Below are 25,560 nucleotides of genomic sequence, written 5' to 3'. Positions count from 1 at the left end.
GGATTTAACTCTTCGTAAAGAGAATTCCTATTCCGATGGTTTGTTCTGGAGACGGTGTTTATGCTAGATTTAGCGATAATGGGCACTGGTCGACAAAGAGGACCCGCAAACTACCTAAGTTTCAAATTACCAAAAAAAGTATAAATCAGCTAATTAAATTCTTGCTCCATGAAATATAGCCCTCTGGGTATAAAAGATCATTTTAAAAAAGTCGACGACAGAACAGTTGGGATTTCCGATCTGCCACTAAAATTTCAGGGCTCTACAGTTACTATCGATTTTGATGATGTTGGCACATATAAGGGACCCTTTGTTGTCAAATGTTTTTTGGCTTCCGAGTTCCTTATATATTTTAATGATACTGAACACCACGTTAACCCCTGGGAAGGTTTTTCCCATTTGCTTTTCCATGAGCATTGCGACCATCGATTAAATGAAATCTCGTTTGAGTATCGTTATCCTGATGTTAATGCCGATTTGCACCAGGCCACTGTAGAGTTGAAGAGCATAGAAGGCTTGCTTCGAAGCATCGTTATGACAATACCCGAAGATAATATAGATTCCGCTCTCGATATTGCTCATAAGACGTTTATTGGAATTCTTGATGCGATATGCCTCCGAAAAAGAATACCAATTCAAATACAACGTATAGAGGTTTTGACAAAAAAAGGGCGAATGCAGCGATCTTATACAACAATGCCATACATGCCAGTTGAGCTTGATGTGGATGACATAATTACTGTCAATTACATTCCGCAAGTATTGCGTCCTTGTCTAACGCTTTATAGAGAAGCAATTAACTCATGCAATCCATACTATAGATTATTATGTCTTTTTAGAATAAGCGAGCGTTTAAGAGAAATACAAAATGAAAACGTGATGAAATTGAAGCAAGATTTAAGCTTCAAAAGGCCATCCATTACGATACCGGATAATGATCTTACTAGAATATTTTTCAAAAGGTTTATTGGCAAAAGCTTAAATAATTTTCTAGAGAACCACGTAAAGACCGAATATAGAAATAATATATCGCATTTGGGCTTAAGGAAGGGCAGCTTTGACGCATATGGAAATATGAAATTACCTCCCGCAGATAACAAGATTAATAGCTCAGTTGAAGCAACCAATGCAGTCCTTATAGATGCCATTAATGTGGCTATCAAAGAAGAAATCACCATAATGAAAAAATATAATCTAGCGTAAAAGAACGAGAGGATCGATCAATTAATCTTTCTCCAGAACTGTCACCGGAGCCTATGTATTTTGGCTGCCGTTCCCGAGGGGATGTCGCAGCAGGAGAGCTCGCAAGTCGTCAATCTGATGATCGATGTGAGCGGATCCGCAACTCCTACAGAGGAGCAATCGGCAGACGACAGGGACAATATCGCCAACGTGTACAACTCGATGATCAAGGATAAAATACCATCAACCATGTTCTTGACCCAGGACGTTTCCGCATCCAGTCTGGTTTTGTATCTAACCCAGCTGGGCCTTTATGGGAATATCGAGTTTGGCATGGCGGGAAATCATTCGGATGAAAAATTGAGCACAATGCCATATAAGGAACAGCGGGCAATACTTGAGAGCTCCTATAGTTATGCGAGTGCGGCTCATGTATGCGGCAAGAACGAAAAGCCCATTCGGGGATACAAGCCGTTGTCCTTTGATCAGAACGAGGACACCTACAAGGCACTGGACGATCTGGGCATCGAGTATAATGCCGGCTTCCAGGCAGGGATCATTTATGCTCCCGGCCATGAGGACGATGTCTGGCCCTATCCGGTTGACGGCCACGATTTCTATGCTGTGCCAACAAGCAGCTATACGGTATCGGACGGTTTGATGCCGCTTCAGGACAGCTGCTTTAAGGATAACGGTCTGGGGGCCGATGAGTGGTATGATGCTCTTGCCGCCAAGTATAATGAGATCAAGGGCCGGGACGAGCCCCTGGTGATAAGCCTGACCACATCCATATCGGGCAATGGAGATTATCTGGATGCCCTGAAGAGGTTCATCGAGTTGGCCAAATCGGAGAATGCCGCATTTGTCAACACCACGCAGCTCGTGGACATGACCCGAGCAGGAGTGGACCGCGTATCGGCAATACCTGTCAGGACCAGCGATTCCGCCGCATGTCCTGATTGCGAAGAGAAGAAGAGCGCCGGGATTGATGACGATATGAATATTGGCAATGCGAGCGCCAGCAACGAGACGATCACAATATTCGTGGATATGTATAATTCAACCACGTCCGGCTGATATGGGAAGTGAGGATTGGATTTCATATCAAATGTTACATTTTTTTGCATTAGGGATAAATCGATTTTGGCTCCTCTCGCTATTTGGCATGGGTGAACTTGAATCGGAAATTGTCTGCATCCTTTTGCATCTGGGGTGAACCGCTATGCTCTGACCCAACCACAGAGGCGCAGAGGAACAGAGACTATAACCGCTGCCGGGCCTGACCCACATAATTCAGCGAAGAGCCCCTTAATTGAAACTAGCACGTAGTTGCAGCAGCTTCAATGATGTCCGCTCTTGTCGACCAACCAACACAAGTGCGGGGCAAAAATTTTTGCCTGATCGATGCATTACAGCATCCTCTTCGTCCCATATTCCTTATCGACCACTCCGGCGGGAAATCTTCAGAGCGGCGGCCTCGGCCTTTGCAGCTTCTCGCTCCTCCTCCGGGGGAGGTATCCTGCTATGGATAGCATGAAGGGTGATGATTTGACAGCCGCTATCTGAAAGATTGGGAAATTCGGGGCATGGCTGCGGGTTCTCTGCCGCGTTAGGCATTGGACATGCACCCAAATCTTCAAAACTGGGATGAGGTGAGAGCATATCACGGAGCTGAGGGGCGATCTAAAACAATTAAAAGAGGCTTATTTGGGGTGCATACCACCACAGGGAATATGAGGTGTTCTGCAAAACATAATCAATCTCAGGAGGATATCGAAGTATCGAAGATGTTCGACAAGGTATATATTTTGGCTGAAGCTAAGACGAAGACTGAATGATTCAGAGCTTGCCCGTGAGGGATATTAATTAATGAACGTACCAACGACTACATTATCAGTTTAGTACATGAGCTATCCAAACAGCCTCGAGAAGCCGAATGGGTAGAGTTCAAAAGCAATTACGCTGAACCTCATGATATCGGTGAATATATTTCTGCATTATCGAATTCCGCTGCGCTGGCTGGTAAAAGCTCGGCCTATATAGTGTGGGGGGTGAGTGATGGAAATCATTCAATAATAGGCACTCAGTTTTCGCCAAAAACTACAAAAGTAGGTAATGAGGAGTTGGAAAATTGGCTGCTCCACGAATTGTCACCTAGAATCCATTTCCAGTTCTTCGAAGTCAAGGTGGAGGGGCTATCTGTGGTGTTGCTAGAAATTGGACGCGCTTCCCGCCAACCTGTGCAGTTCAAGGGTAATGAGTTCATCCGGGTAGGCTCATACAAGAAAAGACTCAAGGATTTCCCAGAGAAGGAACGAGCTCTTTGGCATATTTTTGATCGATATCCATTCGAGAGCAGTATGGCGGCAGAGCGAGTTAGCGGAGAGGAAGTACTAAAGCTGTTAGACTACCCTGCCTTTTTTGATTTGCTGAAGCTTCCATTACCTGAGAGTCGTGCTGGTATCTTGGAAGCGCTGGCCAATGATAGTCTGATTGCACCCTGTGAGGCAAGTGGCTGGGATATAACCAACCTTGGCGCGATTTTGCTTGCCAAGAGGATAGATAGCTTCACAGCACTTAAGCGCAAACCTATACGAGTGATTCAGTATCGAGGAAATAATCGAATTGAGACTATCAAGGAATATGTCCTTGTGAAGGGTTATGCTAGTGGTTTTGAAGGTCTTATCGAATACATCAATGGTTTGCTGCCTTCTAATGAGCTAATTGGACAAGCTTTACGCAAGAAAGTACCTATGTTTCCCGAGTTGGCGGTACGCGAACTTGTGGCCAATGCGCTCATCCATCAGGATTTTTCAATTGCAGGTGCGAGCCCGATGGTGGAAATCTTTGCGGACCGCATAGAGGTTACCAATCCAGGTAAGCCATTAGTTGATACATATCGCTTTGTGGATACGCCTCCTCGATCTCGTAACGAGGCATTGGCTGCACTCATGCGTCGGTTCGGAATTTGCGAAGAGCGTGGCAGTGGATGGGATAAAGTGGTGTTTCAAACAGAGTTGTACCAACTTCCAGCTCCTTTGCTGGAGGCTACAAGTGATCATACTCGAGTAGTGCTGTTTGCGCATCGTCCATTGACCAAGATGGACAAGGCAGATCGCGTTAGAGCCGTGTATTTGCATGCCTGCCTGCGCTATGTTAACAGGGAAAATATGACAAATACCTCAATTCGAGAGCGGTTTGGCATCGAGCAGAGGAACCTTGCTCTTGCCTCTCGTCTCATCCGCGAAGCAGTGGATTCCGGCCTTGTCCTTCCCTACGATCCAAGCGCAGCGCCGAAATTGATGCGATATATCCCGTTTTGGGCTGACCCAAGAAGGGACAAGATTACTTGATGGATACTTGATAGAATCGAACTAATTGGCATGGCAAGGCAGTCAGAAATCACGGAAAATCGAAAGGCTCTGGTGGTTTTCATGCACTTGATGGGTACTTGATGGGTACTTGATGGGTACTTGATGATTGCCATGATAGGTGCTCCTTCCTCGCCTTTGGGCTAATAGGATTGCGAAGAAGGCCGGACTTGAGTGACTTTTAATTCAAGCTATTGTTGGTTGGTTCCCGCCTTTTGCTAGTGGTTCTGCCCGGGACCGTTATATTTATAGTTGTATACAATACAGTTGGTAATATGGTTAGCTTTTAAGATGTAATATATTATTCGGCTCCTCGCTCTGAGCAATCAGTATCGGTCTGGTCAGAAGATCCACCTTATCCTCCTCTAAAATTGGGTTGTCCGAGTCTCGCAGAATTCCTCTCTTCCTATCTGCATCTTACCCTCAGATCTACTCCTCCTCATAGATCTTTTCCACCAGATCGCAGATCCTCTCCCAGTCGTAGCCCTGTGCCAGCTTCAGGCAGGGCCTGCGCATCCTCGGGCTCTCTTGAAGAGCCAAAAGGAGGCCGTCTGCCAGATCCTCGGGCGCAGGCGGGCAGATGATCCCGGTATTCTCTGTGACCAGATCCATCACAGCATTCATCCTGTGCTCGACAGTCACCACCGGCAGGCCGCAGGCATTGGCATCCAGGGCGGCCATGCCGAATCCCTCTCTGGTGGAGGGTGAGGCGAAGGCCCGGGAGGACTTCATCAGGGCCAGAGCATCATCATAGTTCTCCAGAAATCCGCAGAACTCGATATTTTTCTCCAGCCCCAATTTCCCTGTCAGCGATCTCAGCCTCTCCATCTCCGGCCCGTCGCCAATGATCGCCGCCCGCACATCCGGGATCTCTGACTTCATTATGCTCACCGCCTGAATTAGGAGGTGGATATTCTTATGGGCGGCCAGCCTTCCGGCAAAAACGATATCAAAACTCTTTGGGGAGGGCGCTATCCCCTCGATCTTTTGCCAGTCGATGCCGTTTGGCACCACCTGTACCCCTCTTGCCCCCAGGCTCTCCAGATCCCTGGCCGTCCTCTTCGATACTGCCAGGTTGCGATCGGTCAGCCGGGCAGCGATCAATTCCGTGATCCTGCCAATTTCTCCCTTCTTTCCCAGGTACTCATGCCAGTAATCTTTCCAGACCTCATGCCAGGTGATAAAGAGCTTCTGGTTCTTCTTCCTCCAACTGTTCAAGAGACGAGCGGAAAAGCAGGACAGATAAGGAAAATTCTGGCAGTCGACCACCGCCTCCTTTGAGGGGTGAGAAAGCAGCCTGGCGGCAAAGTAGGCAGCCTCTCCAATCGATCTCTTTCCATTGACATAAAGGGGCCTGGGCTCGCATATGCCATGAAAGCGAACGCCCTCTCTTTCGATCTCGTCCTCTCCCTGCCACCATTTCATGCCGTAGCAGTGGACGACATGCCCGCGCGCCGCCAGCCTTCGGGAGATCTCATAGATCCTCTTCTCCGCACCGCCTTTGACCCAGGGATAGACGGCATCGTACACATAAGCGATCTCCACCTCTTATTCGCCATCCTGGTGCCCATTGTAAAGCAATAGCAGGCTGATGAACATCCCGGAGAAGATGGTCTGAATTCCAAGAATGGTGAGTATCATGGCCACCATAGCGTTCTGGGCGGCATCCAATGCACCAAAGCCCGCCCCTCTCCACCTCATGAGGACCACGAGGCCAATGACAATTCCCGCTGCCAGCAGAGCCAGCCCTATTAAGAGCTCTTTTTCCAGGGAATGGTAGCTGATAAGCTTCTTCATTCCGCTCGACCTGGAAAGGCCCCAGGCAGCGCCAAAAGCTCTGAAATGCATCCCGGCAAGAAGCATCTGATAGCCGATGATCAGCAGCAGTCCCCCCAGGATCAAGGAATGCATCCTCGAGCCACCCTCTATGTAAACCACCACTGCCAGGATCAGGCCGAGGAGGAGTGCTACCAGGCCCGGGACGAGCAGAAAGGGCCCTGGCCGGTAGAGCATCATGAATCGCATATGCCTCCAGCCATCGGTGAACGAGTTCAGCTTGGAGTCTCCCCGGCGGGGATAGTAGGTAATGGGAACCTCAGCAATCCTCAAGCCGCGGGAGGCGGCCTCGATCACCATCTCCGAGGCGAACTCCATTCCCCCGGACCTGAGGTTCAGCTTATAGAGGGCATCCCTGGTTATGCCACGCAGACCGCAATGGGCGTCGGAGATTCCGGCAGAGAAGAGCCTGTTCAAAATCCAGGTCAAAATAGGATTTCCTACATAACGATGAAGGGCGGGCATCGCTCCTGGGATGATCCTGCCTTTGAGCCTCGATCCCATGACCAGGTCATACTCGCCGCTCTCCAGGCAGGGAAGCATATCCAAAATGGTCTCGGGGTCGTAGGTGAGGTCCCCGTCCATGAGAAATATATAGTCCCCTCCAGCCTCCTGGAAACCCAATAGGTATGCATTGCCATACCCCAGCCTCTGGGGGAATACAACCTTCGCCCCGCAGGAGGCAGCGATATCCGCCGTCTGGTCGGTGGAACTGTCCGCAACGATTATCTCTCCCTCAAGGCCCGCCTTCTCGAAGGCCTCCAGTGCCCTTTGGATACACTGGCGTATGGTTTGGGATTCGTTTCTGGTGGGGATGATCAGGCTTATCCGGGGCACATTTTCCCTTACTTTAGTTTAGCTGTTAAGCCTTTCCTTTTATAGATCATCTCCCGGAATCCGGGGATTATTTTGAGCTCAGAGCGTCTCGGGCTCGACCTCATGCTTAAAGGAGAGAGTCACCCTTACCCTGTACTCCATTATCCCTCCCTCTCTAAGCCTGGTGTCCATCCTCGTGACCTCGGCAATTCTTACGTTGGTCAGTTTTCGGTTCGCAGTATTGATTGCAGATTGGACAGCGTCCTCCCAGCTTTCATTTGAGGTTCCCACGAGATCGATAAAATTGTACACGCTCTTGCCTATTGGGGCTTCCATAACATATTCTATGCTCTTATGATTGATATATTTTGTCTGAAAAGAAAAAAGATTCGCAGATCTATTCTGCCTTCTTCTCTTCGCTCTTCTCTGCCTCTTTGTCCCCTTCTTCGGTTGAATCTTCAGACGTCTGAGCCACAGGAGGCTGAGCCTCTGGCTTCTTGGGTCCCCTGCCCATGGCGATCAAAGAGGCCTTTGCCTGGATCCTGGCCAGGGGATAGTCGTCCTTGGCCACCTTCTCTAAAGCAGCCACCGCCCGGTTCTCCTTCAGCTCACCGATCACCCAGGCCGCTCCCGCACGCACATCCTTGTCTGCATCTTCCAGGGCCTCGATCATGCGATCGGATACCTGCTTTCCATATCCGGCAATGGCCACCATGGCATTGCTCTTTACCAGATACTCCTCGTCTTTGAGGGCCTCAATTAAAGCCTCCAGGGACTCAGATATATCCCGTTTAGAGAGGAGCATGATGGCGTTGGAGCGCACAAGCATATGCTTGTCCTTGGTGGCGGCGATCAGCTTCTCTATGGACCAGCTCATGTCGGGGAGGACGGCAGGCATGGAGGGCTCTGTCGCTCCGCAGGTTGGGCAGGCCTCTTCCCTCATGCTCCGGGTGATTACAGGCTCTGCCTTCTCCTCAGTTTTGTTTTCTTCTGGCTTGTTCTCAACCATTTTTTTCTCTTCTTCCATAGACTGGTCTATCTCCCCTATTCTACTTCAGCTTTTCCCAATGCAAATGCCCTCTTATTTGCCTCCAGATGCTTTGGCGGCACAACCTCAACCAGGGCTTGGATGATATGCTCCTCTGAGAGGGGAATATACTGGGAAAGGGCGCCGAGCATCACCACGTTCATGGCCTGAGCGGTTCCCGCCTTCCGCGCCAGGGCGGTGGCATCCAGGGCCAGGACCCTCTGGCATTGGCCACAAAGCGGCTCTATCAGATCATCTAAAGAGGGATACCGGGCTCTTCCGGTGGTGACAGTTACCGGCAGGACCGGCTGGTTGCTGATCAGGGCCACCCCATCTGGGGAGAGGAAATGGCCAAATCGCAGGGCCTCAGCTGGCTCCAGGGCGATCAAGAGATCGGCGCTGCCCGGAGCGACCAAGGGGCTGAAGCGGCATCCTATTCGGGTGTGATTGATCACGCTCCCCCCTCTCTGGGCCATGCCGTGGGTCTCCGCGCCTCGCACCGGCTTTCCCGCCAGGACTCCTGCCCTGCCGATCACGTCTGATATCAATATCACTCCCTGGCCGCCGACGCCGACGATCACCATATCGCATTCTGAGGTTCTCATATCTCCACCTCCAAAATGGCAGAGCTGGGGCAGATCTGGGCGCAGATCCCGCAGCCGGTGCATAGATTGTTGATCTTTGCCATCTCTCCCTCAAACTCAATGGCCGGGCAGCCGTACTCCACACAGATCCTGCATCCCTGACACTCATCGCTCACCTTGAAGGCCCGTGGCCGTGTCCCGCTTCGGCGGGCCTTGATCACGCAGGGCTGTCTGGCGATGACTACCGATAGGCCGGGAAAATCCTTAGCCCTCTGGAATCCCTCCATCGTCCCCTCAAGGTCGTAGGGATCAACGGTCTCGACCAGCCCTGCCCCCAAAGCCCTGGCCAGCTCCTCCAGCGAGACCTGGGCCGTGGGCTCGCCGGTGGCAGTGACCCCGGTTCCCGGATGAGGCTGATGGCCGGTCATGGCGGTGGTGGAGTTGTCCAGAATTGTCACTGTGATCCTGGCCTTATTGTAGGCGGCATTCAATAGGCCGGTCATGCCTCCATGCAGGAAGGTGGAGTCTCCGAGGCTTGCGCAGATCCCCTCCGTCTCACCGCCGAATCTTATGCCGCTGGCGAGGCTGATGCTCGCCCCCATGCACAGACAGGTATCAACCGTCCCCATGCCCACTGCCATGGTATAGCAGCCTATGTCGCTGGGATAGATCGCCTTCTTGCCATAGACCCGTCTCATGGCATAGTAGGTGGCACGGTGGCTGCAGCCTGGACATAAAGCCGGAGGCCGGGGTGGGACTATCTCCGCTGCTGCAAAGGATGCTCTCTCCATAATACCCAGGCCGTTCATCCTGGCCAGGGCATTTCTCACCGTAATAAGGTCCAGTTCTCCCTCGCGAGGGATCTCCTTTTCCTTGCCCAGGATCTGTATGGAGGGATTTATCTTCCCTGCCAGCATCGCCACCTGTTCTTCGACCACCGGCTCCAGCTCTTCTATCACCAGCACCCTCGAGACATGCTCGAGCATGCGGCATATCAGCTTCTTTGGGGCGGGATAGGCTCCAATCCTGAGCAGAGTGTGGTCAAGGTCCAGATCCGTCAGGGCCTCTTCGGCATACAGACCGGCAATCCCCGAGGCTATCACTCCCGTCTCCCCCCGGAGGGTTAGCCTGTTCCAGGGGCACCCCTCCAGCTCCTCTTCTATTGCTGGCTGCTTGGCCAAAAGCTCGTGGTGGAGCGGCCGGGCATGGCTTGGCAGGGCCACCCGTCGCGCAGGATTCTTGACGAAACGGCGCTCGACTGGAATTGGTCGATCCTGGCTCACCTCCACATCCGCCCGGGCATGAGAGACGCGGGTGGTGGGCCGGAGCATTACCGGGATGTTGAATTTCTCCGACAGCTCCAGGCCATAGATCGCCATATCCCGGGCCTCCTGGGGGTCGGCAGGATCCAGACAGGGAATGGAGGCGAACTGGGCGAAGCGTCGTGAGTCCTGCTCATTCTGGGATGAATGGCAGAAGGGATCATCGGCACAGATCACCAGCAGCCCTGCTCCTACCCCCAGGTAGGCCAGGGTCATGAAGGGGTCGGCGGCCACGTTCAGGCCCACATGCTTCATGGTGGCCACGGAGCGGCAGCCGGTCCAAGAGGCACCTGCCGCCACCTCCAGCGCCACCTTCTCGTTCACAGACCATTCTATATGTAGGGGCAGATCGCCTTTCAGCTCCACCAGGCCCTCAATGATCTCTGAGGAGGGAGTTCCCGGGTAGCCGGCGGCAAGTCCGATCCCCGCCTCCAGCAGTCCTTTGGCGATAGCTGCATTTCCGAGGAGATATTCTCTCACAAAGAACCATCCTTTTAAATATATTTTAATTATATTCTTTCTTTGAAAGGATCAATGCCCTTCTCTCTGATAACCGTTTTGATGCCGCTGCCCCTGTGCTCAGCCGATTCCACAAAATTGATAATCCAACCCACCTTTCCTGCAATCATGCTCCAGTGGCAATCCGATTCTGTGGGATCGATCTACAACTACCTCTCCCCTGGCTGCCAGATCTGTCGGCAGGGGGCGGGCCTGGTCCTCTTCGTCACTGGCCGGTGCGAACGGGGCTGCTTTTACTGCCCAATCTCCGAGGATCGAAGGGGAAAGGATGTGGCATATGCCGATGAGCAGCCGGTGGGAGAGCTGGCTGATATCCTGAGCGAGGGCAGGGCCATCGGCGCCCTGGGCACGGGGATCACGGGAGGAGAGCCCCTCTTAAGGCTGGACTATGTCTTGGATTGCATCCGGGCATTGAAGGAGGAGTTCGGAAGCGAGCACCATATCCACCTCTACACCGGCATTCTGCCCAACAGATCTGTCCTGAAGAGGCTGGTAAGAGCCGGCCTGGATGAGATCCGCTTCCATCCGCCTGATGAGGAATGGTCTGATCCAGTCGGACTAAAGGAGGTCCTGGAGGAGGCAAAGGCATTGGGATTGCAGGCTGGGGTGGAGATCCCGGCATATAAGCCAGCGCCCCAGATCGTTCATGCCGTCCGAGAAGCAGATGCCTTTCTGAACCTAAATGAGCTTGAGTTCTCAGAGACCAACTTCTCTCGTCTAATGGAAGAGGGTTTTTTGCCCCTGGACCTGGGCTGCGGTGCAGAAGGCAGCGAAGAGATGGCCCGAGGCTATCTATTGGATGACATCAAGGTGCATTACTGTCCCTCCCGCTTCAAGGATGCTGTGCAGCTGAGAGAGAGACTGCGACGCCGGGCGGAGAGGACATCCCGGCCGCTGGACTACATCACAGAAGAGGGAACCATAATCCACGGCATAATTGAGGGTAAGGAGGGTGATCTAAAGTCAGCGCTGGGGATCATCGATGGGCTGGAGGTGCCTGCTGAAATGTACTCCTGCCTGGAAGGAAGGATCGAGATCGCCGCCTGGATTCTGGAGGAGATATGCCCGGATCTAGAGGGCTGCAAATGCGATCTTTGTATAATTGAGAGGTATCCTCTGCAGGATGGACCGGTCGTGGAGAGAATACCTTTATAATCCTTAAATCCATTCTTTCGAGGCGGTGATTTTGCCGGATGGAGAGCGCGGAAGAACGAATCCAGGAAAGACTGAGGAATTATCTTAAGCGAGATGGCGTGGGAATCCGGAAGGCGGTCTTGAAGCTTTTCCTAAGCGATGGTGCCTATACCACGGAGGACGTCTTCACCTATCTCGCGAAGGAGGGCTTTGACGTCAGCTACCGAGGGGTTTCGGCGATGGTCGGGCTCATGAACACTCGCCTGGGCATTTTGAGCATTGATGTCTCTGGGGATCACAACGTTTACTCCCTAAAGGGGGACCACAAAGGAGTGGTGAGGTCTGTTTTGGAGAATTATTGATCTAATATCTCTGAATCCGGATGCGCGCTCGGCAATTCCGACATGTCAATGGCAAAATATTTGTGTTTGCATAAGAATACCTCTAGTACTATAATGATAGCGTGACGCTGGTGCTAGAACGTCTCTTCCGCTTCTCAGCTCCATATGCCACCGCTAGGCAGGGGCTCAGTTGGGCGGCTCGCCTCTTTTCATTCTCTTCAGATATTTATTAAGTGCGACGTCTGCGATCAAGTTCACTCCGGTCAAGGCAGCGTGAACCAGTGGTCCTGCAGTCATCCTCTCTTTGTATAGCTGGTGCAGCTTCTTCAAATGCTTTAGGTTGTACTCAAGACACAGACCTACCAGATGCCAGTGCTCGGGCAAGGCATCGGCCTTTGAAAAGCCCCTTGTGCCGCCCAGTTTCGTCTCGGCGATGGTGGTGAAAAAGAGGGGGAGCATTAGGCCGGTGTAATCTTTCAGAGACTCCACCAGCTCCGTGGTCCGGATGACATCCTCTGCCGTCTCTCCAGGCAGGCCCAAAACCAGGCTGGCCACGGGAAGCCAGGATTCCTCGTCGAAGAGGCGGTAGCAGTCCTCTACGATCTGGGGCCAGTTCTCCGTCTCTCCAGGAAGCGCCTTTTGGGGCATATGCATCTTCAGGATGCGGCAGCTCCCCGTCTCTATCCCTATCCAGGCAGACATGTGGTTCTGATCCGAGCCTATGCCCACGATCTTGGAGATCTCTCTTAATAGACCCTGGTTGGAGTGGACCGAGGCCAGGCTGAGATGGGAGAAGTCCATCGTCTTCGGCCCCAGCTTCTTGACTTCGGTCACGAGCTCAGTCATCTTCTTTTCATTCGGCCTTGTGCCTTTGGAGCCATAGGAGAAGACGTCCTCGCTGTGGAGGATGATATCCTCTTGGCCGCATTCCAGGTTCACCCGCACGTCTTTAAGAATATTTTCAATAGGCCTGTGGCGCACAGAGCGCATGGTGGGCGAGCAGAAGGCGCATCCTCTCCAGCAGCCCCTGCCGATCTCCACAATTCCGCCAATGGTCGCTCCTCTGTTTACCGGTATCTTATCCCCAGGCACCGCCGATCCCCGCAACACCTCCGGAACGTTCTCTCCTCTTATGATCTGCCGGCAGATCTCGGGAAAATCGCTCTCGCCCTCTCCCAGGTAGATGTGGTCGACATCCACCTTCTCCCCCATGACCTCCCAGGCGCCGTTTCCACCCAGGACTACTCGTGGCCGGTGCTCTCTTATCAGGGGGTGACTTAAAAGCTCGATGAACCGAGAGCGGTTGAAGGGCGGGCCGCGGCGGATGATATCCTCTATTTCCCGGAGGGCGATCTTTCCCATGGGGTCATCATGGGTTATCCCCACGATCCTGGTCTCCGGTCCGATGGCCCGGTCAAGGTGAAGGGGATGGGCCACCATCACCTCATCCCTGGAGAATCCGGACTCCAGGAGTGCCGCTTCCACCTTTCTCATGCCGCAGGGGGCAGTTGCCGCCGATCCGTCCTCCAACGCCGGCACTGGCGGGCAGAAGAAGTTCTGGAAGATCCAATCGGGCAGGGTTGCCCTGGGCATGATGGCAGCAAAGCCGAGCATCACCCCTCCATGATAGCTGCTCATCATGGTGGTATCGCTGGTGAGGACGATTCTCTTCCCTGGAAATTGCGCCATATATCGACCTCTGATTCTCTTTTGGCAGATAACGTTATTGGCAGTGCTAGCCCAATAAGTTTTTATCGGATCGCCCCCCCTTTGCCGATGTGCAAGAGAAGTCGTTATCGGAGATCAACGAACGCATTCGCAACGGCTCGGCCCGCGTTGTTACGGCTGAGGAGATGCCAGATCTCGTGGATGAGCTGGGCACGGCGGGAGCGGTGCGTGAGGTGGATGTCGTCACCACTGGTACCTTCGGCGCCATGTGCTCTTCCGGGGTTTTTCTCAATTTGGGCCATAGCGATCCTCCCATAAAGATCGCCCGCGCCTATCTGAACAGGGTGGAGGCCTATGGGGGCATCGCCGCCGTCGACCTCTTCTTAGGAGCGACCCAGCCCTCTGAGGACCGGGGGATCGAGTATGGCGGGGCGCATGTTATGGAGGACCTGGTAATTGGAAAGCAGATTGAGGTCGAGGCTCATGGATCTCCCTCGGACTGCTACCCTCAGATGGATCTGGAGACCAGCCTCAGGCTGGAGGACTTCAACCAGGCCACAGTGGTCAATCCCCGCAATGCCTATCAGCGTTACAATGCCGCTACCAACTCCTCCGACCGGACGATGCACACCTACATGGGCACCCTCCTTCCGGGTCTTGGCAATGTCCATTACAGCGGTGCAGGGGTGCTCTCTCCCCTCTCCAACGATCCGGGCTTCGAGTACATCGGGGTAGGTACGCGCATCTTCCTGGCGGGGGCTCAGGGCTATGTCATAGGCGCGGGAACCCAGCATAATCCTGAGAATGGCTTCTCCACTCTGATGGTCACCGGCGACCTTAAGAGGATGAACAACAGCTTCCTGCGGGCAGCAACATTTCATAAATATGGCCCCAGCCTTTACCTGGGGATAGGAATTCCCATACCGATGTTAAATGAGAGGCTCGCCAAGAGCACTGCCGTGCGGGACAGCGATATCACCGTCCCGGTGCAGGACTATGGCATCCAGCGCAGGGATAAGCCCTCGGTGAGGATGGTCAGCTATGAGGAGCTGAAGTCGGGCACGATCGACCTGGGGGGCAAAGAGGTCTCCTGCTCTCCTCTATCCAGCTTCCAGATGGCAAGAGAGGTTGCCCGGACATTAAAGGAGCAGGTGGAGCGGGGCGAGTTCCTGCTCAGCCAGGCAGCAGAACCCCTATCCCGGGTGGGAAGCAGCCGGCCCATGAAGCAGACCAAGGAGTCGCCCAATGTGGGAGATGTCATGAGCAGGGATGTGGTTACCGTCTTTGAGGATATCCCGGTGGAGAAGGCGGCAAAGCTGATCATCAGCGGCAGCTTCGACCATCTGCCGGTGGTCTCCCGGGATGGAAGGCTGATCGGCATTATAACTGCCTGGGATATATCCAAAGCGGTGGCCAGCGGAAAACCATCCCGCATAGCGGAGATCATGACCCGTCGGGTCCATTCGGTCCGCTTGGATGAGCCAATTGAGCTCGCTGCCCGCACCCTGGATACTCATAGCATCTCTGCCCTGCCGGTGGTGGACAGAGAGCATAAGGTGATAGGAATGATTACCAGCAATCATCTCTCTCGCCTCTTGGCCCGGAGGCGATAGCCTTGAAGCTGATGCTTCATGTGGCTCCGGGCATTGTCCGCCATCCCCTCATCGCCTCAGTGATTCTGGAGACTGAGGCTCTGGTTAACATCGAGAGGGCGAGCATCAATGCAGTGAGCGGCGAGATAGTCCTGGAGGTTCCGCCTGAGAAGGTCCAGGAGGTAATGGAGGCCTTTGAGAGGCGGGGAGTAAGGGTGGTTCCTCTGGAGATCCCGGTGATCAGGGATGAGTCCGAATGCGTGAACTGCGGGGCATGCGTATCAATATGTCCCACCGGAACGTTTCGCTTTGAGGATTGGCGGGTGGTCGCCGACTCGGGAAAGTGCATTCAATGCGGAGCCTGCGTTGTGGGCTGTCCGCAGAGGGCCCTAAAGCTGGTCTTGAAGTAGCTCCCCCAACGGGAGCCGAGCTTTTTTGTCTTTTGTTTTATATGTTAATTCCAATATTAATATTAAGGTGCACACATTTTTTGATTAACATTATGAAGAAATAGAAGAATTTATATGGTCGAACAGTATATAGTGGTGTGGTATGTCGGCCGAAGAATTTTAAAACGATTGTGGGGATGATATAATATGTTATTTGATGCCGATCTCATGGCAGGTGATAATGCAGCCTTCCTTAAGCATAAAGGGGTATTCAGACATGCTGCAGTCCTCAAATCGAATAAATATCCTTCAATTTCCCATCCTATCTTGGGGGGCGAATATGGACTCGAGCTCTGAGAGCGTCGTCTCCTCCCTCGGCTCCTTCGCCGAGATGCTCTCCGATCCCGAGGGCTACGATCCCGAGAGGCTGAAGAGCCTATCCGTTGGCGTTCCATCGTTATTATCCTCTTTCATTGAGGCCATGCTCTCCTCCGATGAGGAGGTTATGAAAAGGCGCCTCACCGACCTGGAGGATTATGCCTCTGTGGTCAACAGCGTTCAGGCATGGTTCAATCTGGGAAGGCTTGCTCACCATCTCTTCTTTCATCAGGCGGCAATTGAATACTACAGCAATGCTTCGGATCTGGCCCAGATTCTCTCTGATGATGATTCATTAGCCAGTATCCTCCTATGCTTGGGGGCCCTCTACGGTGAGGAGGAGGACTGGGCCCGGGCCTGCCAGTGTTATGAGAAGGCTCTCGTTGCTATCGATATGGCTAAAAGGCCACGCCTTCTGCCTCAGGTCCTGGAGAGGCTGGGCCGCGCCCGCCGCCTGCAGGGTGAGTACCATCAGGCCCAGATCTGCTATTCCCGCATCCTGGAGGTGCTCGATCCAAGGGACAAAAAAGGGCGGATGGAGGCTACCAGCAACCTGGCAGAGCTCTGCCAGATTCAAGGCGATATGGAAAAGGCGGAGAAGCTGTATCAGACCATTCTGAAGGAGAGGGAGCTGTCGGATGATCCCGTGGGGGCAGCTCGGGCTCTTGCCTCCCTCGCTAGCATCTACTCTCAGACCGGCAACGGCAAGAGGGCCCAGATCAGTCTGCAATCAGCCAGCCATCTGCTGGCCGATCTGAAAGATCAATCCGGAGCGGCAGAGATGCAGTGCCGTCTTGCTGATATCTATTTTCATGAGGGAAGGCTAAAGGAAGCTCTGGAGCTCTATGGCCGGAGCTTGGCGGCATTGCAGAAGGGCCATCCCTCTCTCGCCTCCAAGGCCCTCTGCCGGATGGGTCAATGCTTCCTGGAGGACGGGAATTGGACCCTGGCAGAAGACCACCTTCAAAGGGCAATAGCGATCATGAAAGAGCATAAAGATTCCTCCTCCCTTGCCCGGGCTCTGGTTATTCTGGCGGGCGTTCACCATAAGCAGGGGCAGTTGGAAATGGCACTGCAATGCTCCCGGGAGAGCCTGAAGATCAGGGAGAGATCCAAAGATCTGAGTGGATCTGCAGAGGCTCTGAATTGCATTGCCAGGATCTGCTGCGACTGCTCTGATTGGCCGGAGGCGATCGAGTGCTACCAGAGGGCGGCGGATCTCTTCATGGAAATGGGCGAGGTGACAGCAGCGGCTGAGGCCCTATCCAATCTGGGCGGCGTATATCATCTGAAAGGAGATCTGGATGTTGCCCTGCAGATGTATTCTCATGCCTATAATTCATTCTGCCAGCAGGGAGACAGACAGGGTGCATCGATGGTCCAGTCTAACATCGGCCTTGTCTATCAGAGCAGGGGCGATCTTCACCTTGCGGGGGAGTTCTTGGAAAAGAGCATTGCCACAAAGGAGGATCTGGGGGATCAAATTGGTGCTGCCGGCAACAGGCTGAGCCTGGGGCTGATCTATCAGCTCGGAGGGGAGTGGGATCAGGCCCAGTCCTGTTTTGAAGGGGCGGCCAGGGCATTTGAGGATAATGGGGACCTGCGGGGTCTGGCTGCAGCGGAGAACAACCTGGGAAACCTCTACTCCGATCGAGGGGATCTCATGCATGCCATCTTATGCTACCGTCAGGGCCTGGAGGCGAGGCGTGTTCTGAACGATGGGCACGGCATGGCAGTTACCCTGGGAAATCTGGCAGGCGTCTATCTTCAGTCTGGGGAGGAGGAGCGAGCAGAGGAACTGTACCAGCAGAGCATAGATGGCTTCAGGGAACTGGGTGACGCTCGAGGGGAGGCTAGATCGCTCTATGGCCTGGCAAGGAGCATGGCCGAGAGAGGCGATCTGGAGGGAGCACTGGAGTGCTACCGAAAATGTCTCGATCTGCAGATTGTGGGAGGGGACTCCAGGTCGATGATCGAGGCGCTCGAGTCCATGGTAAATCTGCTCCTGAGAAGGGGTAGATGGCAGGAGGCTCTGACCAGGTATGCTCAGGTTCTGGAGGCCCTCCGTTCCAGAGATGATCTTTCGGCAGTGGCGGCAGTCCAGTGCGCTCTGGGAAATCTCCATGCCGATCTTGGCCAGTGGGATGAGGCCCTGGAGGACTACAATGAGAGCCTGGCGATTATGGAGGGGCTGGGGGACGAGTACTCCGTTTCGGTAGCCAGGAACAACCTGGGCAATATGTGCTACCGGCAGGGTGACTGGGCCGCTGCCTTAGAGAACTATCGCTTGAGCCTGGAGGGCTTCGGGAAGGCAGGGGATATGGAGAGCGAGGCCTCGGTCCTGAGCAATGTCGCAGGCCTCTGCTATAAGAGAGGTCAGTGGGCGGATGCTCTGGATAGCTATAGCAAGAGCCTGAGCCTCTTTGAAAAGCTGGAGGACTCAGCCGGCATTGCCCAGGTGCTGGGAAACATGGGAAACCTCTACCACCGCCAAGGAGAGCGCGATCTAGCAGCAGAGCACTTTCAGAGGGCTCTGGAGATATACCGGCGCCTCAAGGATCAAGCGGGCGCGGCGGAGATGCAGGCCAGCATCGATATGATCCGGGCAGGACGGGGCGAGATTTCCCCTGATATCGAGGAGTACAAGAGACAGCTGGAGGAGTTGGAGGAGACAGGCGACCTCTCCGGCCAGGGGGAGGTCCTTTCAGCCCTCGCCGGCAGCTACACAGATAGCGGCCAGTGGGCAGAAGCCATTGCCTGCTATAAGAGGAGCGTGGAGAGGTTTGACCAGACTGGAGAGGTCTACAACCGTGGCCAGGTTCTCTTCAATATGGCCCTGGTCTACAAGGATATGGGAGACCTCAACCGGGCCAGAACGCTATTTGATGTGGCTTTGGACATCTTCCAGGATCTAGATGCCCTGCCCTGTGTAGCTTCAGCCAAATTGAACCTGGGAATCATCTCCGGCCAGATGGGCAGATCGGATGAAGCAATTGAGCTTTTCTCCCAGTCAATAGGCATTCTGGAGGGCCTGGGGGCATTGCCCGATCTATGTGAGGGCTACATCGCCGCCGCTCTGTTCAATATTCAAGAGGGGCATTCGATGCAATCCCGCTTCTATCTCTCCCAGGCAGAGACTCAGGTCTCTCGCACTGACTATCCGCCTTTGAAAATCCAGCTTTATAGAGCTCAGGGAGAGCGCTTTCTTAAGGATATGCTCTATCCGGAGGCAAAGAGCTGCTTTGAGAAGGCCCTGGCTTTATCTCGGAAGCTGTCTCTCTCCTATGAGGAGGCAAAAGCCATCTCATCTCTTGGTCGGCTAGCCCTGGCCAGCGGGGATTATGAGGATGCTCTAAGAAGGATGAAACAGGCTCTTGTGATCTTCGGCCGGCTGGGTGCATCGCTGGATCTCATAGAGGTCTACCGCGATATGACCCTCCTCTTCTTGGCTCAGGATGATTATCAGCGAGCAGAAGAGATGGCCATGTTGAGACAGCGCCAGGCCAGGATTCTGGGACATGCTGATCTCAGTCTCCTGGCTACCGTCGATCTGGCGGAGTGCGAAGCCCGCACCGGAAAGAAGGAGGAGGCACGGGCGGACTATGCCGGTGCATTGCGGCTGGCCGGGAAGGAGGGGGATCGGATTCCTTCATCCACCATCCGCCAGATCTCAGAAAAGGCGATAGAGTTCCTGGAGGCTGAAGCGTCTCAGCCGGAGGAAGGCCGTCAGGCCAGCCTACTGCGAGAGAGGCTTGGAGAAGAGGATTATGAGAAGCTTCTGGAGGAGCTTCCCCATAAGCTGGAATGCAGAAGAATTGGCTAGAGGCCCGAATCCATCATGGAGGGGAGAAGGCTGAGCTGGAGGTCGACCTTGGCCAGATCCTGCCTGATATGGGGATCTTTTAAGAGCAGCTCCAGCTCAGTCAGCCTGCCGATCACATCGCCCAGCCGGGCTCCCTTGTGCTCGCTCATATTGCGTATCGGTGCATAATATATCTGTCCGCCATTGCCGTCAGCCTCTACTCCGAAGAAGTCCTTGCCATAGAATCCCTTGAACCTTTCGATTATGGGCTTGTAGACGTTCTTTATCGCCGGGATATAGAACTCCTCCAGCATCACCTGAACCATTCTGTTCTTTGTGTCTGCCACCCTGAAGCGTATGTATCCCTGGCCGTGAATATAATTTCCGTAGTTGATTGAATACTTTATGCGAGAAGTGAGGTCAGTCTTCAGGCTCAGGATGAACTCACAGGTATCATCGGTCTGAGAGGGATCGAGGTTTAGGAAGTACCTGATGAAGAGCATAAAATTATTATTAAATATGATTAGAATGTGATTTTCATCTTCCTTCGAGCTGTTGACCAGTATCTCTGCGACATCCCAGCCGAAGAGCTTTTTAGCCTCTTCTTTGCCAAAATCATGAAAGGCAAACTCTTGAACTTTCTCCAGGAGATCTTGCATGGTTTCCATTCTCATTTACTCCATCCTCGAATTGGATAAACATTATGGTTATAGGAGCAGGCAGATGAACGCCGCTGCCAGTGTGAGGGCGATGGCCGACTGGACGAGGCCTGTGGCCCGGAATATATCCCTTGTCTCTGGATTCGGATTCTCTCCCAGCAGGATATACTGGCCAGGCTTCTCTAAGCGGATTTTCAGGCTCCCGGCAGCTGCGGCCATGGGCCAGCCGGAGTTGGGGCTGGGGGTGGCGCTGTGATATTTAAAGGCTTCTCTAATGGCCGAGCGGGCGCCTCTCGGTCGGGCCAGGGCGATCAGGATTATGCTTAATCGAGCGGGAATCCAGTTCGCCAGGTCGTCCAGCCTCGCTCCAGCATATCCCAGCTCCTTCAATCCAGGCTTCTTGTAGCCGATCATCGAGTCCATGGTGCTGATGGCCTTGAAGGCAATGGCCGCCTCCAGGCCTAGGCCTATGGGTGCGAAGAGAATATAGTAGAATATGGGGGAGAGAATGGAGTCCACATAGTTTTCAGATAGCGACTCTATCACCGCTGAGCTGGCCTGGGCAGTTGTTAGGGTGGAGGTGTCCCTTCCCACCAGGGCGGGCAGCATCTTCTTTGCTTCTTCCATATCCTGGTCTATCATCCTGCCGATATTGCTGGAGGTCTCCAACAAGCATCTGATGGCAAATGTGGACTTCAAGAGATATGCTCCTACCAAGAGAGGCAGCACGGGCATAACATGCGCCGCCCTGACCAGCAGATGAGCCGCCAGAACTGAGACTGCAATCACGGTTATGGCCAGCAGGATGCCCTGCACCTTAGTGGGCCCCGCCCGGGCGCGCAGGAAGGAGATCAGTCTGCCGATCCAGACCACGGGGTGAACTCGAACCGGAGGCTCGCCGATCAGTATGTCAAAGGCCACCGCTAAAAGAAATACAGTTAAAGCCTCCTCAATGGCCAGGGTCATAGCCGCTCCTCGAGGCTCTTCCAGACCTGGGAGATGGGCAGGCCCTGCAAGAGCCCATCCAGCACCATCTCAGCCACATCTTTTTGGTGAACGATCTGGCAATTCTCACAGCACCAGGAGCCATCTCGCTCAAAGCCTCCCGTTCTCACATCCCGGCAGGGGTAAAATGGGCAGAAGCATAATGAGCAGTCCTGCTCGGGGTGGTGGCAGGGAAACCTCTCGCAGCTCAGTCTTTGCATCTTAATGCCCTCTCCAGGACATCGATTAGCCGCTCGTTATCCTCGTGGCCTCTCACTGCCACCCGGATGTAGCTCTTCTCCAGGCCGAAGGACTGGCAGTCCCGCACCAGAACGCCACGGGCCATGGTGCGCTCTGCCAGGACGTCCGAGCCAAGGCCCGCCGATTCGATATTCACCAGGATGAAGTTGACCTGACTTGGCAGCGGATCCAGGCCCAGATTCTTCAGGGAGGGGATCAGATAATTCAGCTCCTCGGCTATCAGCTCTCTAGACCTGGTCAGGTGATCCTCACATCCCAGGAGATATTCTGCTGCAGCGGCGGCAATGGAGCCGATGGACCAGGGGATCTTTGCCCGGTTCATGATTCCAGCTAAAAGGGGATTGGTCACGCCGAAGCCCAATCTCATCCCCGGCACTCCAAAGGACTTGGTCAGGGATCTCATCACAAAGAGATACTCCCTGCTGGGAGCAAGCTGAGCTACGCTCTCCTCCGGGCGGCTGAGCTCTATGAAGGCCTCATCCACCAATAAGAATACCTCTGCCTCCTCGCATCTGTCCGCCAGATCGTGAACCTGATTTTGGGAGAGCAGCCGTCCGGTGGGATTATTGGGATTGCAGAGGAAGAGGGCTTTGGCCCGGTGCAGGTCGGAGTCGCGAAGGAGGGGGGTGCCATCCTTACCAATCGCCAGCCTTTCCGTCCTGCCTCCGGCGAGCTGTGATTGATTCTCATACTCTCCAAAGGTGGGGGTGGGGATTATTGCCAGGTCCCCCTCTTCCAGCACAGCCTCCGCGAATATCCTGATCAGCTCAGATGATCCATTGCCTGGAACGATGCATCCCGGATCGACCTGGACGAAGCGGCTCGCTGCGCGACAGAATCCCTGGTAGCTGCTGTCAGGATAGTGGCCGACCTGCTTGAGCTCTCGGCTGACCAACTCCTTCAGGGGGGGCGATCCCAGGGGATTGATATTGGCGGAGAAGTCCAGCGGCTCAGCCCCCAATCTTCTCTTCGCTTCCTGCACCTTGCCCCCATGCTTGCATTCGGCAGCATTGACAAAGCTCTTCCGCAATCGATTTTTCATAGGTCGTTGTGGCCTTCAATGTATTGGCATTTCAAGCTTGTGGGCAGAGTACACTTCATTAACAATAGTGATCTTATTGAGTCGCTGTTAACTGAAAATTTATTTATAAAATTAATACTATGATGTTTAATCAAAATTAATAAAATTCTATATTAACTGGTATCCGAAAGTGTTTTATCTACTCTATGCGAACTCAAGCGGCGTATATCAAAGGAAGAGGAGGCTAAGATTCCGATGGCAACAAGAGAAGGCAGCTTTTCGGTTGAGGACATGAAGAACGTCCAGATCAACATAGGAGCTGTCGTAAAAGAAGAGGATGAATGGGACCAGGAGATGGGCCCCTTCCCCAAGCCAGGTGTGGCAACGCTTCGTGACTGGGACTTCAAGATTTGTAACCGGTACAAGATCATGTATTCACCGGCAGATGATACATGCACCCTCTGTACCTATGGACCATGCGACCTGACCGGCAACAAGAAGGGGGCCTGTGGCATTGACATGGCCGCTGCCTGCGGTAAGATCGTTCTGGTTGCGGTTTTAATGGGAACCTGCGCCCATACTGCTCACGGCAGGCACCTTTACCACTGGTGTCTGGACAAGTTCGGAGATATGCCCTTCGATATGGGCAGCGAGATCCTGGTGGATGCGCCCCTCACTCGCACCATCCTGGGGATCAAGCCCAAGTCGCTCAAGGACTTCGGCGAGGCCCTGGAGTATTGCGAAGAGGAGATCGTGCAGCTCCTGGCGGCCACTCACACCGGTCAGGAAGGCTATTTTATGGACTTCGAGTCCAAGTCGCTGCACGGCGGCATGATCGACTCCCTGGGCAAGGAGATCTGCGACATGCTGCAGACGGTGGCTTACGATATGCCCCGCGGCGCAGCCGATGCACCCCTGGTGGAGATCGGCATGGGCACCCTGGATCAGAACAAGGGCGTTCTCATCGCCTACGGCCACAACCTGGCAGCAGGCGCAGAGGCCATGATCTATGCCGAGAACAATAATCTCTGGGACAAGGTTGACATAGGCGGCGTATGCTGCACCGCCATTGACCTCACCAGGATCACTGAGACCGGCAGGGAATCCAGGATCCCCCCCAACCTGGGACCCAAGGCCAAGGTGGCTGGTGCCATGGGCTGGTGGAGAAAGATGGTTCGCGCCGGAATCATGGATACAGTGATTGTGGACGAGCAGTGCGTATTCTGCGATGTGCTGGAGGACTGCCAGCAAAGGCACATCCCCGTCATCGCCAGCAACGACAAGATCATGCTCGGCCTGCCCGACAGGACCAATGACTCAGCCGATGCCATTGTGGAGGATCTGGTCAGCTTCAAGATGCCCGGTGTGGCAATCCTCGATCCAGTAAAGGCCGGAGAGGTGGCCATCAGGACCGCGGTTGCAGTCAAGCCCAAGCGCGAGCAGTACAAGAAGGAGAGCCTCTTTACCGAGCAGCAGTTCAAGGATACCCTGGCAACATGCACAGAGTGCAATCAGTGTGCCTTCGTCTGTCCGCCCCACATCAGGATCAGCGAGATGATAAGCGAGGCACTGAAGGGCAATCTGGAACCATTCTCCTCTACCTATGAGGTATGTGTGGGCTGCCAGAGATGCGAGCAGACCTGCCCCCAGGAGATTCCCATACTGAAGCTCTATGAGTATGCCAACCGCGAGTATATCAGGAACCAGAAGTTCAAGATGAGAGCGGGCAGGGGACCTGTGCTCGATACCGAGATCAGAAAAGTTGGTGCACCCCTGGTTCTTGGCCAGATTCCGGGAGTTATAGCGCTGGTAGGATGCTCGAATTATCCCAACGGCACCAAGGAGTGCTACGACATCGCCAAGGAGTTCGTTGACAGAGGCTACATCGTCGTTGCCACGGGCTGCATGGCCATGGACATGTCCCTGTATAAGGATGAAGATGGCAAGACCATCTGGGAGCAGTACGAGGGTGCCTTTGATGGCAGGAACATCTGCAACATAGGCTCATGTGTGGCCAATGCCCACATTCATGGAGCAGCAATCAAGGTGGCAACCATCTTCGCTCACAGAAATGAGCGTGCCAACTACGATGATATCGCCGATTATATCATGTCCAAGGTCGGAGCATGCGGCGTGGCCTGGGGAGCATACTCCCAAAAGGCAGCATCCATCGCTACCGGCGTTAACAGGCTCGGCATTCCAGTGGTTGTTCAGCCAAGCTCAGTCATATACCGCAGGACATTTATGGGCAGGACCGACAAGCCCGAGGACTGGATGGTCATAGATGCCAAGAACGGCAATATGCAGCAGATCGAGCCAGCACCTGAAGCCATGCTCTATATCGCCGAGACCAAGGAGGAGGCCATGCTGGAGATGGCAAAGCTCTGCTTCCGCCCGTCTGATAACACCCAGGGCAGAGGAATCAAGCTGACCCATTACTGCGATATCTCCATGAAGTACTTCGGCAAGCTGCCCGATGACTGGCATCTCTTTGTCCGCGATGTCAAGGATCTGCCCCTGAACTACCAGACGCAGATGATGAAGGAGCTGGAGGAGAAGCACGGCTGGAAGATCGACTGGAAGGCGAAGAAGTTCATCTCCGGACCGCTCAGGCCCGCAGACGTCAGCTTCGATCCCACGAACATCCCGCGCAAGATAAGGGCCAAGAAGTGAG

Annotated in this window: 20 protein-coding genes; 9 read left to right on the top strand and 11 right to left on the bottom strand. The window is 53.8% G+C overall.

What is annotated here, in order from left to right; genetic code table 11:
* The first annotated feature begins 168 nt into the window (after window positions 1–168).
* The 3 genes from mauJ to MCON_RS05785 all read left to right on the top strand — a co-directional run bounded on the left by mauJ (window position 169) and on the right by MCON_RS05785 (window position 4,535).
* A complete protein-coding gene (mauJ, locus tag MCON_RS05800) occupies window positions 169–1,203 on the top strand; it encodes a methylamine utilization protein MauJ (protein ID WP_013719086.1) in 1,035 nt (344 codons plus the stop codon).
* Window positions 1,204–1,263: 60 nt separating this feature from the next.
* Complete coding sequence (locus tag MCON_RS05795) at window positions 1,264–2,259, top strand: hypothetical protein (protein ID WP_013719085.1); 996 nt, start codon at window positions 1,264–1,266, stop codon at window positions 2,257–2,259.
* Between the two features lie 788 nt (window positions 2,260–3,047).
* The gene (locus MCON_RS05785; RefSeq protein WP_048131977.1) at window positions 3,048–4,535 is read left to right on the top strand and encodes an ATP-binding protein; all 1,488 of its coding nucleotides are present in this window, start codon (window positions 3,048–3,050) and stop codon (window positions 4,533–4,535) included.
* A gap of 447 nt (window positions 4,536–4,982) precedes the next feature.
* On the opposite strand, the gene MCON_RS05780 is transcribed toward MCON_RS05785, so the two are convergent.
* From MCON_RS05780 to iorA, 6 genes are all read right to left on the bottom strand, one after another.
* The gene (locus MCON_RS05780; protein WP_013719082.1) at window positions 4,983–6,098 is read right to left on the bottom strand and encodes a glycosyltransferase family 4 protein; all 1,116 of its coding nucleotides are present in this window, start codon (window positions 6,096–6,098) and stop codon (window positions 4,983–4,985) included.
* Between the two features lie 3 nt (window positions 6,099–6,101).
* Window positions 6,102–7,226, bottom strand: coding sequence for a glycosyltransferase family 2 protein (locus MCON_RS05775; RefSeq protein ID WP_013719081.1), 1,125 nt, complete (start codon window positions 7,224–7,226; stop codon window positions 6,102–6,104).
* A 78-nt stretch (window positions 7,227–7,304) separates the two neighbouring features.
* Window positions 7,305–7,541 carry a dodecin family protein gene (locus MCON_RS05770; RefSeq protein WP_013719080.1) on the bottom strand — a complete coding sequence of 79 codons (237 nt, stop codon included), beginning with the start codon at window positions 7,539–7,541 and terminating at the stop codon, window positions 7,305–7,307.
* Window positions 7,542–7,602: 61 nt separating this feature from the next.
* The gene (locus tag MCON_RS05765) at window positions 7,603–8,232 is read right to left on the bottom strand and encodes a HEAT repeat domain-containing protein (protein WP_013719079.1); all 630 of its coding nucleotides are present in this window, start codon (window positions 8,230–8,232) and stop codon (window positions 7,603–7,605) included.
* Between the two features lie 17 nt (window positions 8,233–8,249).
* Window positions 8,250–8,837 (bottom strand): indolepyruvate oxidoreductase subunit beta, encoded by a 588-nt coding sequence (locus MCON_RS05760; protein WP_013719078.1) that lies wholly within the window; start codon window positions 8,835–8,837, stop codon window positions 8,250–8,252.
* Window positions 8,834–10,618: an indolepyruvate ferredoxin oxidoreductase subunit alpha gene (gene iorA / locus MCON_RS05755; RefSeq protein WP_013719077.1), complete on the bottom strand. Its 1,785-nt coding sequence runs from the start codon at window positions 10,616–10,618 to the stop codon at window positions 8,834–8,836. Before iorA ends, MCON_RS05760 begins: the two co-directional genes overlap by 4 nt.
* A 54-nt stretch (window positions 10,619–10,672) precedes the next feature.
* Between iorA and MCON_RS05750 the strand changes: the two genes are divergently transcribed.
* Window positions 10,673–11,812, top strand: coding sequence for a radical SAM protein (locus MCON_RS05750; RefSeq protein ID WP_232844350.1), 1,140 nt, complete (start codon window positions 10,673–10,675; stop codon window positions 11,810–11,812).
* Between the two features lie 38 nt (window positions 11,813–11,850).
* Window positions 11,851–12,153 (top strand): DUF2551 domain-containing protein, encoded by a 303-nt coding sequence (locus MCON_RS05745; RefSeq protein WP_013719075.1) that lies wholly within the window; start codon window positions 11,851–11,853, stop codon window positions 12,151–12,153.
* A 165-nt stretch (window positions 12,154–12,318) separates the two neighbouring features.
* On the opposite strand, the gene MCON_RS05740 is transcribed toward MCON_RS05745, so the two are convergent.
* The gene (locus MCON_RS05740) at window positions 12,319–13,821 is read right to left on the bottom strand and encodes a B12-binding domain-containing radical SAM protein (protein ID WP_013719074.1); all 1,503 of its coding nucleotides are present in this window, start codon (window positions 13,819–13,821) and stop codon (window positions 12,319–12,321) included.
* An 89-nt stretch (window positions 13,822–13,910) separates the two neighbouring features.
* Between MCON_RS05740 and MCON_RS05735 the strand changes: the two genes are divergently transcribed.
* The 3 genes from MCON_RS05735 (at window position 13,911) to MCON_RS05725 (ending at window position 19,982) form a co-directional block, all read left to right on the top strand.
* Entirely contained in the window at window positions 13,911–15,413 is a 1,503-nt protein-coding gene (locus MCON_RS05735; protein WP_048131975.1) for a homocysteine biosynthesis protein, read from the top strand.
* 11 nt (window positions 15,414–15,424) lie between these two features.
* Window positions 15,425–15,802: a 4Fe-4S binding protein gene (locus tag MCON_RS05730; protein ID WP_232844377.1), complete on the top strand. Its 378-nt coding sequence runs from the start codon at window positions 15,425–15,427 to the stop codon at window positions 15,800–15,802.
* A gap of 319 nt (window positions 15,803–16,121) precedes the next feature.
* Complete coding sequence (locus tag MCON_RS05725; RefSeq protein WP_013719071.1) at window positions 16,122–19,982, top strand: tetratricopeptide repeat protein; 3,861 nt, start codon at window positions 16,122–16,124, stop codon at window positions 19,980–19,982.
* On the opposite strand, the gene MCON_RS05720 is transcribed toward MCON_RS05725, so the two are convergent.
* The 4 genes from MCON_RS05720 to cobD are packed head-to-tail and all read right to left on the bottom strand — an operon-like array spanning window position 19,979 to window position 22,907.
* A complete protein-coding gene (locus tag MCON_RS05720; RefSeq protein WP_157863690.1) occupies window positions 19,979–20,629 on the bottom strand; it encodes a hypothetical protein in 651 nt (216 codons plus the stop codon). The genes MCON_RS05725 and MCON_RS05720 overlap by 4 nt on opposite strands.
* A gap of 39 nt (window positions 20,630–20,668) precedes the next feature.
* A complete protein-coding gene (locus MCON_RS05715) occupies window positions 20,669–21,586 on the bottom strand; it encodes a cobalamin biosynthesis protein (protein WP_013719069.1) in 918 nt (305 codons plus the stop codon).
* Window positions 21,583–21,825, bottom strand: a complete 243-nt coding sequence (locus tag MCON_RS15120) for a cysteine-rich small domain-containing protein (protein WP_052297531.1) — start codon at window positions 21,823–21,825, stop codon at window positions 21,583–21,585. The genes MCON_RS05715 and MCON_RS15120 overlap by 4 nt, the downstream gene beginning before the upstream one ends.
* Window positions 21,813–22,907: a threonine-phosphate decarboxylase CobD gene (gene cobD, locus MCON_RS05710; RefSeq protein ID WP_052297530.1), complete on the bottom strand. Its 1,095-nt coding sequence runs from the start codon at window positions 22,905–22,907 to the stop codon at window positions 21,813–21,815. The genes MCON_RS15120 and cobD overlap by 13 nt, the downstream gene beginning before the upstream one ends.
* A 234-nt stretch (window positions 22,908–23,141) precedes the next feature.
* Between cobD and cdhA the strand changes: the two genes are divergently transcribed.
* A complete protein-coding gene (gene cdhA, locus MCON_RS05705) occupies window positions 23,142–25,559 on the top strand; it encodes a CO dehydrogenase/acetyl-CoA synthase complex subunit alpha (RefSeq protein ID WP_048131971.1) in 2,418 nt (805 codons plus the stop codon).
* Window position 25,560 lies beyond the last annotated feature (1 nt).

It is taken from the genome of Methanothrix soehngenii GP6 (assembly GCF_000204415.1).
Classification (GTDB): domain Archaea; phylum Halobacteriota; class Methanosarcinia; order Methanotrichales; family Methanotrichaceae; genus Methanothrix; species Methanothrix soehngenii.
Note: the sequence above shows the minus strand (reverse complement) of the source record. Positions and strands in the feature narration are given on the sequence as shown.